Raw genomic sequence first — 13,336 nt, 5'->3', positions numbered from 1 at the left:
CCGTTCACGTTCAACCTGCGTTACAGCTTCGCGCAGTACAAGCCGGACGCATTCTCGGGCTTCGCGTCGCAGCAGAAGTACCAGGTTGCTGGCGCCTTCGCTGGCTACCAGGTCACGCCGGCAATGCTGCTCGGTCTGGGCTACACCTACACGCACGGCTCTGGCGACGCGTCGGCAAGCTACAACCAGGTTTCGCTGGGCGCCGACTACAATCTGTCGAAGCGTACCGACCTGTACCTGCTCGGTGCTTACCAGAAAGCAAGCGGCCATCAGCGTGATCAAAGCACGGGCCAGATCGTCGAGGCAGGCGCATCGGTTGGCTCGTATGGCTACGGCGCAGGTTCGACCAGCCAGGAAATCGTCAGCCTGGGTATCCGTCACAAGTTCTAATAGAACAACATGACCTACGGCTCGAGACGTCGGGCCGTATCCTGAAGCCAGCCACGGCGCAAGCCAGAAGGCTGGCTTTTTTGTTTTGTTTCTTGACCCCCACAATTAACGCGTCGCCGTGAGCGACACCCGCTCCACAAAGTGAGGACGTGTATTGGCTCGCTAGCCCTCCGAATCGGAAAGCCGCGTTTATCTCGCGGCATCCTCAGTACCTCAGTTTTGTATATCGTTTGCGGATATGCCGTTGCCAGCCAACGCCCCAGCAAGAGGCGCGAACGCGGCCTCATCACTGGCAAGACGTTGGGGTAACGCTTCATGTAGAAACTCGACCCATGTCCTTACTTTTTTATCGAGAGGCAGGGGAGACGAGTAAATCACATGGACATTACGCGCCTTCATCCTGTACTCAGGCAGCATGCGCACCACCGACCCAGCACGCAGTTCTTGCATTCCAACTCGCAGGGGCAATGGGCCTATGCCCAGACCAGCCAGAATGGAATCCTTGAGTACGTCGCATAGGTCGCTCTGTAGGACTGTGTGGTCGACCGAACATGCCTCATGACCAAATGGCCCCTCAAATTGCCATTGCCCGGATGACTCGTCGCCAGCGAGATCAATACACCGATGTTGCTTAAGGTCATAAAGTGTCTTCGGCACCCCGTAACGCGCCAGATAGACTGGTGATGCACAGAGGATAGAAGACATCGCACCAAGACACTCAGAGTTCATGCCGCGCTCGGGCGGTTCCGATGAGCAAAGAAGTACGGCATCCTGATGAATAAGCTTCGCCTCCTCTACCTGCTGCACCAGTGTCACGCTCACGGAAACCTGCGGGAATCGCTCTAGGTAGCCTGAAATTAGAGCCGATAAGTGGTACCGGTCAAAGCTCGGGGTTACGCCGATCTTCAGTATGCCTGACGGCTCTGCATTCGTCCCAAAGGCTTCGGCCTCTGCCTGTGCGAGCTGATTGAGAATCACTTGACAGTGAGAGAGGTACCGCTCCCCGGCTTCGGTCAATGCTACGCGCCGAGTGGTTCTGTGCAACAAGCGAATGTTCAGATGTGTCTCAAGATCTGCAATGGAACGTGAAACCGCAGACGTAACAACGCCTAGTTCTTGGGCTGCCGTGGTAAAGCTACCAACGGACGCCACTTGAGCAAAGGCACGAATGGCCTGCAACATATCCATCGATCAATTTCCATCAGTTCGGGAGTTAGCAATTGGGCTAAGACTCGTAAAACAACCAGTCGCGCAACGCGCGATCATTATGCCTGCTTACCGGATGAATCTACCTTGAATTTGGCGCCAGCCAACCGGAAGCTGACACACCGTGGGCGGGCGCAACACTCGAGAGCAGATGTTCAATATCATGCCCGCCCCGTGCCTGCCGGCACCCAGAAAACACGGACTCGTCCGAGATGGCGTCGGCGGCTCGCGCCGGGGAAGGTGCAACGAGGAGGGTCCGAACCATGTCGAACTTGAGTCATTCGCAGCATTTTGTTGATCGTCTGCAGCGGGTCGGTTACGGAAGGTGGGGGCGGCTCGGCGCCGCTCGATCATCGGCGAGCTTCGAACTGCCGGGATCGGCCGCCAGTTTCAGTCATTCGACGCGATTGCGCGGACGTCAATCTGTTACGCCTTACAACGACAAGGAAATCGCGGCGGTGAACGCCGCCAGTTGTCTCTGTATGCTCAGGTCATTTTCAACTGCTCGGGGTATCGATTTTCAACTCTGCCCGATAGTCCGTGTCCCAAAGGCGAGCTATCCAGTATTGGTCCGTATGCGCAACAATCTGGCTATGCGCTTCGGTCAGGTTCAAGTTCCGGAACCACGATACATATTGCAGGAAAGCATCGCGCCTCTCCTGCAGCGCAGTCACCGCCAATTCGCGCGATAACGTCGCATATTCGAATCGACCATAAGGCAGCGCCATCAAGCGCGACGGATCAAAGCACCAATCGGTGTGCAAACTTCCGACGAGTTGCTCCCCGCTCAATACCCACGGATAGTCGCTAGCGGCATGTGGGGCCTTCGCATGTATCTGCTCAGATGTGCCTCGCAGGAACGAATGACGAAACGCCACGATATGGGCAAGCGTTCCCCGTGTAGAGAGTCGGCCGCCTCCGCGAGCCCACGCAAATTGACAGCGACCGTCGTCCATGTAGAGGCTTTTTCCTTCTGTCCGAAATCCCTCCTTCCTCAACGGATTGACGACAATTTCAGCAAACACTTCGTCGAACTGTATGGCGTCCATGATGTTTGATCGACATGCAATCGCAGTCGTTCTCAGTGATCAACGACCGCTTTTGCGAAATCTGAAGGTCTGTAACGGGTCGACTAGGGAAGTTCGGCGATCAGTCCGGGCGGCCCGTTCGTCGTCAGCCCATGGAATTCCGGGTTCGGCCAGGGCGAGACATTCGGGTTTAACTTTCAATTATGAAACGGGACCGCTCGTCCAATCGTCCAATGAACATCTCGTCATCGTTCGAACATGAGATTCGCCCCGCAACGACTGCTGACGTCAAGGGGGTAGCCACGGTTCACGTGGACACGTGGCGAGAAGCCTACAAGGACATCGTCCCACGCGAATACCTCGCTGCTCTCGATGTGGTCACCAGGGCAGAGAGGTGGCTGAAAACGTTGACGGCTGGAACGCCATGCGTGCTCGTCGCGGTAGTGAGCGACGCGGTAGTCGGCTGGATCGCATACGGGCCATCCCGTGATGATGACGTTGAATCGCGTTGCGCCGAGATCGAAGCGATTTACGTGGCACCGGCCTTCTGGAACCGTGGAATCGGGACGGCGTTAATGAGCGAAGCTTCAGAAAGACTCTATGCCGAGGGCTATTCGGAAGTCACACTATGGGTGCTGAAAGATAACAAGTCGGCGCAGTCCTTCTACGTTCAGCGCGGGTTTCAGACCGACGGCTCCGCCAAGGTCATCGAGATTGGTGGCGCTGCGCTGACAGAAGTGCGTCTCAAAGGGCGTATCGCTGTCTGACTGCGAAACGGTCCCAGATGACTGACCGCTATTTTGAAGACTGTCTGTCGGCAATGGGAAGATTATGCCTTTGGCATGAAATCCCGTGCGTGCGAGGATCGCTGCGCTCGGTCATCGGACGCTGGTCGGACACATTCAGCCGTTCAACTTATGTGGTTTGGATCGTCAACAATCGGCCGCGAAAGCGGGACGAGCGCGGCCCTTCCCCGATCGGCGTGACGAATATTATGCGTGACGCATCTCTCGCAAGCGGCGCGGCCGCAGGAGCGCGTGCAAAGCATTGAATTATGGCTCGGCTCACAACTAAGCCTATGAGATCATTCTTGCTCTAATCACTATTGCGGCAGATCATGTCGTCTCCCAGTGCGACGCACGCCAACTCCCTTACCGCGAGCAGCATCGGGAGCATACTCGCTTCAATGTTTTGCTTTGCCGTGGTGGACGCGCTGGCGAAAACGGTTGCGCTGCTATATCCAGCAAATGAGGTAACTTTTTTTCGGATGCTGTTCGGTTTGGTCCCGGCGGTGGTGATGTGCTGCACGGGACGACATTCCCTGACTGAGCGACTGGCGAATATCGATGTCAGAGGGCAGACGGTGCGAGCATTGATGCTCCTGGGGGCATCGGGACTGTTCTTCGCCGGACTGCCTTACGTCCCGTTGGGTGAAGCAGTCGCACTTGCGTATTCGGAGACGTTGATCGTTATCCTGCTCGCACCATTAATTCTGCGAGAACGCCTAACACGACGAGCGGTAGCGGCAGCGGTTGTTGGATTCGTGGGTGTACTGCTAGTGGTGCGCCCGAGTGGCGGTCAGACGAGCTGGCTGGGCCCGACGTTCCTTCTCCTGAGCGCCGTGTTTGGCGCGCTATCCATCGTTCAAATAAAACGCATCCGTTCTACCGACGACTCGGAGACGACAGTCCTTTTTTTCACTATGGTGGGAACGGTCATTACTGGATGCACACTCATAGTCAACTGGCGAACACCATCCGCTGGTTCGCTAGTGATCATGGCAATTCTGGGAGCCTTCGCGACGGCAGCGCAACTTTTAATGACAGTCGCATCTCGTCAGGCCGACGCTGGCAGACTAGCGCCGTACAACTACACAAGCATCGTGTGGGCGGCGGTTTTCGGCTACTTCATATGGCATGAGACTATCCAACCGCTTTCTCTCTTCGGAATTGCGTTGATTGTCAGTAGTGCTATTGCCGTCGCGGCACGCAGGAAGGACGCCGAAGGCCCGCTGGCGTAAAGACACAGAATGGCGCTAACCGTGGCCGGCTTGCCTCAGGGCGCCAGTACCTTGTTCATTGATGGTGCGGCGTGTAGCACATAGTTCTCTCGCTCATAGAACGGAATGGCGTCTGGCCGCGCGTCAAGAAATATCGCGTTCATGCCACGAGCACGGGCGTCGGCTTCGGCATATTCCATCAAGGATCGACCAACACCGCTTCCTCGGCCGGTCGCATCGACCACGAGGTCATCGATATGAAGATGTGCCCCGCGCGCCAAGGTGTGGACGGGTCTCATGCCCATCACTCCGATAATCTGCTTATCATGGAACGCTGCCACAAGCTCATAGCCCGCATAAGATTGCAGCCGGATTCGCGCCAGGAATTCGGGTTCTTCAAGGGAACGAAGCTGGGCGATGACAGGGTATGCGTGCATCCATTCCGGCGGCGACAGCCTTCTAATTTCCAACCCGCTGCAGCGGTGTTCAGTCATGGCTCAAGTCGATCCTCAAGCGAAAAATTTCGATTGTTGCACGGAACCGCGTTACGAGGTTTCTCGATGGGTTAAGCATTTGAAGGTCCGCTTCCAGGAATAACGCAATGCACTCAATAAACGTTAAATGAAAGGGGAATGTAGGCTTATCGTCGGTATTAATCGGTTCGTAAAGCCGGATATGATCCGCAACGCATGACGTGTTGCTTCACTGCATCGGCTTTTGCTCAGATGAATAGGTGTTACAAAATGTTTCTGGTAAATTGCCGGTGATGTGACAAAAACGAGAGATGAGCCTGCGCCGTAATCGGCGCACGTCCGGGGGCGGGCGGCTCTATATTCGACAATAGCCGGCACGGAATACGTGAAACGGGAGTCGACAGGCTGTACTGGTAAAAAGCCATCACAGCGATAGCGTTGCTGCGCAATCTCTCGAAATAGCAAACAAAAGAATAGCTGCGGTATTCCATGCGCCGACCGATCCGAGAGAGCTTTAACCGATTAACACAACAAACAATAGCACGCGAAAGCAACCGACTGATGTACGGCCCCGAAACGGGACCAAAATGCTACTCGTTGTGGATGCAAGTGACCGCGGTGGTCATGGCCGTGGTGATGTACTTCGCGCCTGCCGTGCTTCTCGCAGATGCGACGGCACATGCTGCGCCTATCGTTGATCCTCGTGCGCCAATTCCGTTTCAACCCACTGTTACCCAGAGTTCGGCGGGCGTACCGGTCATCAATATTGCTGCACCGAATGCGCAGGGGCTTTCGGTTTCGCAGTTCCAGACGCTCTCTTCGGGTCCCGAAGGCCTGATCTTTAACAACAGTCCGATTGGCGGGACGTCGCTCATCGGCGGCCAGGTCGGCGCGAATCCGAACCTCGCTGGGCGTGCTGCTTCCACGATCCTTGCACAAGTCACTTCGACGGGATCGCAATACGCGTCGGTGCTGGCCGGCCCGCTGGAAATTTTCGGCAACACGGCAGCGCTCATCATCGCCAACCCGAACGGAATCTCGATTCCGGGCGGGACTTCGCTCACGAACATTTCAAACCTCACGCTGACCACAGGCACGCCTCAGTTCATCACAGCCGTGGGCGGCAGTTCGACGGATTTCGCACACGCGGGTGCGCTTGCCTATAGCGTGATTTCGGGCAACATCTCGATCAACGGCCCGCCAGGTAGCGAAGGCACGCCCGGTGTCGGCATTGCGGGAACGGTCGGTAACCTTGATCTCATCGCGCAGACCGTCAACCTCAACGCGCCGCTTAACGCTAGTCAGCGCGTCAACATCATCACGGGCAACCAGCTCGTATCGCCCACATCTTCGGACGCGACGGGGATCGGATACGCGCTGTCCTCGAACGGTTCGGCCAATGCCGCGTCGTCGGCAGGACTGCCTGCGGGCAGCTATGCGATTGATGCCAGCCACTTCGGCTCGGTGACGGCAGGGCAGGTGTATATCGTCGGTACGGCGGCCGGACTTGGTGTCAACATGCAGGGCTCGCTGATGGCGACGACTGGAAACGTTGTCGTCAATGCCAATGGCGATGTCTCGGTTGCCGACACTTATGCGAACCAGAACGTCGGTTTGGCGAGTACCGGGAAGACATCGATTTCCGGCACCGGACTTGCGAACCAGAACTACACAGTCAACGCAGGTGGCGATATCTCGTCGACGGGCTCGGTTTCTGCGGGCCAGGATGCCGTCATGACGGCGGGCGGGAATCTCAACGCAGCGTCGGTTGCGTCGAACGGCAACTCGACACTGACGGCGTCGAACTCGATGACGGTCGGTTCGGTTACGGGGCAGACCCTGTCGTTACGTGCTGGGGCAGGCGACCTGACCGTCAACTCCGGGATTGATGCGCCGGGCGTCATCGCGGCTGTCGCCGGACACGACCTGACAATCAATGGTGCGGCACAGGGCGGTAGCACGGTGACATTGACGGCCGCACACAACGCGACGGTCAACGGTTCTGTCGCTGCTGTCGGCGACGTGTCGCTCATTGGCGCGACAGGCACTGCGACGACCACGGGCAATGTCACGACCAACGGTCAGCTTGATGTGGTGGGCCAGCAGGGCGTGAGCCTGGGCGGTACTGTGTCGTCGCAGGGCAATGCCGCTATTGCGTCGTCAGTCGGCAACGTCGTCATCAACGGGGCGTTATCGACCCCGGGACAGGCAGCAGTCACGGCAGGCCAGGACGCGACGGTTGCTGGCGATATCCACAGCGGGCAGAGTACGACGGTGACGGCCACGCGTGACGTGACGCTCGACGGCGTACTCGAGGTGGACGGCTCGGGCAATGCAGTCGTGGGGGCTGGACGGGACATCACCGGCACCGGCAACGTAAGCGTGGCGAACGATACGACGCTCACCGCCGGCCGCAATCTCGCAATGTCGGGCTCGATCCAGACCGGCAACAATCTTGGCGCCACGGTGGCACAAAATCTTGTCGTTGGCGCAACGACCGCGGTAGGCACCGAAACGTTAACGGCCACCGCTGGCAATGCGACGCTTGCCGGTAACGCGCTTTCCGGTGGCGACATGAAAGTCAACGCGGGCACCAACCTGACCGCGCAGGGCAAGGTCCAGAGCCTGGGTAATGTGGGCCTGAACGCGCAGGGCGGCAATCTTGAGACAGGCGGCGCGGTCTCGGCGGCCGGCTCCGCGACCCTGAACGCCGGTCAGAACCTGACTCTCGGCGACCAGACCACTGTCTCGCAGGATGCGACGCTGACCGGAACAAATATCGCGACGAAGGGGCTAGCGATTGGTGGCAACCTGGTTGCTTCTGCAACTCACAACCTCGATACGTCGGCCGGTCAACTGAATGCGCCGTTCAGCGCAAGCGCACCTGCAGTGAGTGTGAACGGCAACGCGACCCTGACCGGGGCGAATGTGACAACGGCCAATGCGGTGATCGGCGGCACATATAGTGCGAAGGGTACGACGGTTCTGACGACGGGCGGTACGGCTGCCTACAAGGGCGATGCGACGCTGACAGGCGGAGCGGTAACCAATGTCGGCACGCAAATGGCGGCGGGCAACCTGACAGTGTCGGGCACGACGGTAAGCAATCAGGGCAGCCTCTCGTCGTTGCAGACGATGACGGTCAACGCGGCTGATCTCACTAACAGCGGCACGATTTACGGGCCGACCACCAACGTCAACGTGTCGGGCAGCACGACGAATACGGGTGGGCTGCTCGCGACGAACGCGCTCGCCCTGACAACGGGTTCGCTGAACAACGGCAACGGGCTGATTTTCGCGGGCGACGTCAACAACCCGACCTCCGCGACCGGAAACGCAAACGTGACCGTCACAGGCGGCAACGGCACATTCAATAACACGAACGGACAGATTCTTGCCCAGCACAACCTTGCGCTGGACCTTTCGAACCAGGCGATCGATCCTTCGGCAGTGTCCTTCGGTTCTGTGACCGCGGGTAGCGCGTTCGATCTCTCGGTGCGGACCATCAACAATTCAGGCGCCTGGACACTGCCCGGCGTGACCGTCAATGTCACTGCAGGTCAGGGCATCAACAACGCAGGGACAATCAACCAGGGTGCTGGCACGCTCACGCTCAATGGTGCGGTGACCAACTCGGGCGTTGTTACGGCGCAGGACCTTACCATCAACGGTTCACTGGCCAATCAGACGAACGCGACGTTGCAGGCCAACGACGCGTTCACGCTCAATGGCTCAGGTACCAACGCTGGCACCGCCGCGGCGGTGAACACACTCACCATCAGCGGTTCGAGCTACAACAATTCGGGCGGCACGACGCGCGCTGGCGGCAGCGGTAGCGCGCCGGGCAGCGGAAATCTCAATGTCAACCTGACAGGCGATCTCACAAATGTCGGCGGTACGCTTACTGCGACCAACGATCTCGCGCTAACCGCGAACAGCGTCAGCAACTCGGGCGCCACGTCAGGTAGCACCACCACGACGACGACCACTGTCGATAACACAGCGCTCGCCCTGGGCCTGGTCGTGGGTACCGAGATCATCGACGTGGCAAGCTGGATCGGGCACGGTGGTGATACGACCTGCTGCAACGTGACGTCGACCACGAAAAGCGTTTCGCTCGCCGACGCGCTTTCAGTGGACGGAGGCTTTAGTAGTGGTGGAGTTAACCCCGCTGTGAACGGCAATACCGTGACGCTCGTTGAAATTCCGACCGTCACGGGCTCGGACCGCAATGGCAATCCGATTGTTCAGAACCGGTGGTTCGTGCAGACGCCGGACAATGCGAGTCAAGGCATCTCAACCATTACCCTGCAACTGCCCACCGCAACGGAGACGACTACTACGACGGGCAGCATGGGGGGCGCTTCCTCGGTGATCGCAGCAGGGCACAATCTCAGCCTCAACGCGAACGCATTGAACAACCAGGGTGGTACGGTCACTGCGGGCAACGATGCGAACATCAACGTCCAGTCCCTCTCGAACGGTGGCACTAGCTACACCTCGACTGTGACGGACACGGTCGACATATCAGCGATCAACAGTTTCCTGTCGCAGGCCCCGAAGTCGATCTCAGTCTGGGGAAGTTTCCATGCAGCCGACGGCACCTCCAGCAACGATGGCTGTCCGAACAGCCGTGGTACATGTCTGGATCCGTCCGGCATAGCGCTCAGCGCGCCGGGTTCGGTCGGGACGTTGTCAACGTCGTCGTCCGTGACGGTGCAGGGGCCGACCGGCCAGATCGCTGCTGGGAACAATGTGAATCTCTCGGGCGGCAATCTCGTCAACGCCGGCTCGGTTGTGGCGGGCAACAACGTGAACGTCTCGGCTGGCAGCTTCACGAACCAGGGCACCAATACGCCGACGCTCACGACCACAGCTGGATGCGCGCCGGGCTTTTCCGGCTGCAACAGCAGTGCGACCAGCAATCCGAATTCGACGTCATACAGTTATCAGCAGACTAACGCGACAGTAGCGGCCGGTAACGATATCGTGATCGCGTCGGGGAGCGTCAACAATACCTACGGCGATCTGGTCGCAGGCCATAACGTAGTGATTGGCGGCGCAGGCACGACCGCGACTTCGACCACGCAGGCGGGTAGTGTTACGAACACATCGGGTGCGATCGCGGCTGGCAATGACGCGCGGATTAACGCGGCGAACGTCACGAACACGATCGCTGCGCCCGCCCAGATTCACCAGAACTACGGCAGTGGCTCGCCATTCGCTGGCTGCAGCCAGGGCTGTGAAGCTTACCTCGACGTGCAGTCGGCCAACCCGGGTACGATCACTGCGAATCACGACGTCAGCATCCAGGCCGGGACATTCAGCAATACAGGCAGTCTCGTCACGGCGCTCAATAATGTCACTGTCAACGCGACATCGAGCGCATCGAGCAGCAACCAGTACCTGAATGCATACTGGCATGGCTCGCCAGCAGGCCAAAGCACCAGCACCTGGGGCTGTGCGGCCAACCCGTCGCTGTGCGCCACGCTTTATGGCAGCGCCTATAACAGCGGTGATGCACAAGACCCGGCCGGGCTACCGTCGGCGGTGGGCTTGTCCGATTTCATACCTGGCACCATTCAGGCGGGCAACACGCTGTCGGTGAATTCGCCCACGCTGACGAACACGGGGAACGTCGTTGGCCAGACAGTCGCACTGTCCGGTTCCAGTCTGGTCAATGGCCTCACGAACCCGCATGTGTACACGCCGCCGCCGACAGTCTCCGGGCAATTGATTTCGCTTGGGCCGCCTGCCGTGCCAGCAAGTGCGACGACGTCTGTCAACGGCGCAGGGCAGGTGACAAACCTCAACGGCCAGCCGGTTTCGGTGACGGGAGCGGCGGGTGTGCCAACCGGCGTGCCGGTTGGCGTGACGACGGTCGGCAAGCCGGTCGTGCCGACCGTGCAAACTGTCGCGGGGCAGGGCAGTTCGGTCACGTACCTGGTGAATAACCCGGCGTCGGCCGTCACGGGTGACCTGTCTCCTTCCGCGCTGCTCGCTGCGTTGCCGGCGAGTCTTCAGCCGTCGGTCAAGCAGTTCTACTACGACCCGTACACGCAGGCCCAGCAGGTTGAGCAGGCCGCGCTTGTCGCGACCGGCAAGTCGAGCTTTTACAGCACACCCTCTGCGACGGACAGTTCCGGCCAGTCGTCGATAAACAATCTCGACACGGCGGCGCTGTATGGCGCTGCGTTGCAGTACGCCGAACAGCACAACATCGCGCTGGGCACCCAGCTTTCTGAAACGCAGCTCGCGCAGGTCAATGCGCCAATGCTCTGGTACGTCGAGGAGACGGTGCCCGAGCCGGGCTGCACCGTTACGGGCAATGGTGCGTGTCCGACCGTTCAGGCGCTGATGCCTGAAGTGCTGCTTCCGCAGAACTATGCGGTCGTCAACGCGGACGGCGAAATCACCGGCACGAACGTCACGCTGGACTATGCGAACAGCATCCTCAATACCGGCTCGATTACCGCACAGAATCTCACCGTCAATACGGGCACGCTGACCAATGAGCAGCGCTCGACGGACGTCGGAGTCATCTACCAGCTTATAACGGACGGTCTGCTGGAGCAGACCACGGGAACGGTGGTCCAGCAAGGCGGGTTCATGTCGGCGGCGAACTATGACATTCACGCCCAGGCGATTAACCAGATTGGTGGAGCGCTACAACAGGTCGATGCCAACGGCAGCGTCGACAACGCTGCAACCGCCCAGTTGCTAGCCAACCTGAAAGGGGAACTGGGCAGCAGCTTTACGCAGACCACGGTCAGCGACAATCTGCACACTGAGATCTCTGGCGGGATGGCCTGGTACGACCAGCTCTTCATTATGGTGTGCATCGTGGGGATTTCGGTGATGTCGGCGGGCGCGGCATCGCCGGCAATCGGCGCGGCAGCGGGTACCACGGCCGGTTCCGGGTCGGCATTCGCAGCGGCAGGGACGGTAGGTGGGACGGTCGTGAGTGCTGGCACAGCCAACGTCGCGCTTTCGGCGGCGATCGGCGGCATGATGAGCAGCGCCATGAGCCAGACGGCATTTGGCGATGGTTCGTTCAGCGTGGCTGCAATGTTTGAGGCTGGCGCAACAGCTGCACTGACAGCGGGCCTGACCAATGGCATTACGTTCGGTGGCGGTAGTGTCGGCTGGTCGTGGACAGCTTCGTCCAATAGCCTCGCTTCGCTAGCGGGTGTGCAGACCGTGGGTGGCTTGATGGTCCCTCAGGCGGGGGCGTCGACCGGTTCGATCGGAACTGCGGCACTTGCCATGGGCGCGACCGCCACTATTCAGGCCGGTGTGCAGACACTACTAGAGGGGGGCAGTTTTATGACTAACTTGCGCAACAGCGCGGTTAGCGACGCTGCCGCGGCAGTTGCCTACGGAATCGGTGATCTGAATTACAACGGTGATCTCAACGGCGCAGCTTATTTGGCGGCGCACGCGGCATTGGGCTGTCTTGCGGGAGCGGCGACTGGACAAGGTTGTGGTGGTGGTGCAATTGGCGCGGCAGCTAGCGCGGTGCTATCGCCGCTCCTGCTAGGGGGAATTGATCCGACGCACTCTGCGCTCGACTCGGGTCAACAGGCCATGCTGGCAGCCTTTGCAACGCTCGTCGGTGGTGGACTTGCCGGATTGGCAGGACAGAGTTGGATCGGCGGTGCAACGGCGGCGCAGAACGAGGCGCTTAACAATACGGGGAATCATTGGGACCGCCCTGGTCATGCTGAGGAGGACGGCTTCGATGAGGAGCGCAAGGACATATCGAAAGTCGACTCCGCGCTCACCGGGAAGAAGATCGTTGGTTTCGACGATGCGAATAACCCACAGACCGTGAACACGCCCCTGGGCGGCTCTGGAGGGGGAGCTACAAACAGTGCAGATGCGCCGGTCTACAATCCTCAAGGTGCGGCCAGAGCGACTGCGAATAGTGGCAATTGGTCGAGCGGATCGTTGAGCCAAACCGTGCAGAACATTGTGGGATCAAATCCGCAAGTGACCTACACGACATCTGGAAAGACGCTCTATACGAACCCGACCACAGGTATGTCCGTGGTGTACGACAATGCTGGAAATTATTATCGCGTGCAGAATGCGGCGGGCCAGTATCTTGATCAAAGCGGCAATGTGATCCCGAACAACGTTCCGCTGATTGGTCCGAATAAGACGACGCAAACGGGCGTTCCGTCGGGTGTGAGAAATGGTTTGACACACTTCAACAATACCGATCCGGTCAAGTAAGG

General features: G+C 59.1%; 7 protein-coding genes. 4 read left to right on the top strand and 3 right to left on the bottom strand.

Annotation, left to right across the window (positions count from 1 at the left end):
- On the top strand, nt 1–390 hold a 390-nt coding region (locus BLT65_RS47770), incomplete at its 5' end, for a porin (protein WP_244186398.1).
- 213 nt (nt 391–603) lie between these two features.
- On the opposite strand, the gene BLT65_RS02515 is transcribed toward BLT65_RS47770, so the two are convergent.
- Nucleotides 604–1,578 (bottom strand): LysR family transcriptional regulator, encoded by a 975-nt coding sequence (locus tag BLT65_RS02515; RefSeq protein WP_091774494.1) that lies wholly within the window; start codon nt 1,576–1,578, stop codon nt 604–606.
- Between the two features lie 515 nt (nt 1,579–2,093).
- The gene (locus BLT65_RS02510; protein ID WP_091774492.1) at nt 2,094–2,645 is read right to left on the bottom strand and encodes a hypothetical protein; all 552 of its coding nucleotides are present in this window, start codon (nt 2,643–2,645) and stop codon (nt 2,094–2,096) included.
- Nucleotides 2,646–2,857: 212 nt separating this feature from the next.
- Between BLT65_RS02510 and BLT65_RS02505 the strand changes: the two genes are divergently transcribed.
- Both BLT65_RS02505 and BLT65_RS02500 read left to right on the top strand, forming a co-directional pair.
- Complete coding sequence (locus tag BLT65_RS02505; RefSeq protein ID WP_091774490.1) at nt 2,858–3,391, top strand: GNAT family N-acetyltransferase; 534 nt, start codon at nt 2,858–2,860, stop codon at nt 3,389–3,391.
- Between the two features lie 350 nt (nt 3,392–3,741).
- Complete coding sequence (locus BLT65_RS02500; protein ID WP_091774488.1) at nt 3,742–4,644, top strand: DMT family transporter; 903 nt, start codon at nt 3,742–3,744, stop codon at nt 4,642–4,644.
- 35 nt (nt 4,645–4,679) lie between these two features.
- On the opposite strand, the gene BLT65_RS02495 is transcribed toward BLT65_RS02500, so the two are convergent.
- Nucleotides 4,680–5,117, bottom strand: coding sequence for a GNAT family N-acetyltransferase (locus BLT65_RS02495; protein ID WP_091774486.1), 438 nt, complete (start codon nt 5,115–5,117; stop codon nt 4,680–4,682).
- A gap of 468 nt (nt 5,118–5,585) precedes the next feature.
- On the opposite strand from BLT65_RS02495, the gene BLT65_RS02490 reads away from it, so the two are divergent.
- Nucleotides 5,586–13,334, top strand: coding sequence for a beta strand repeat-containing protein (locus tag BLT65_RS02490; RefSeq protein WP_143036470.1), 7,749 nt, complete (start codon nt 5,586–5,588; stop codon nt 13,332–13,334).
- The last annotated feature ends 2 nt before the right edge of the window (nt 13,335–13,336 follow it).

Source organism: Paraburkholderia steynii (genome assembly GCF_900100565.1).
GTDB classification, from domain to species: Bacteria; Pseudomonadota; Gammaproteobacteria; order Burkholderiales; family Burkholderiaceae; genus Paraburkholderia; species Paraburkholderia terrae.
This window is presented reverse-complemented; position numbering and strand designations above follow the sequence as displayed.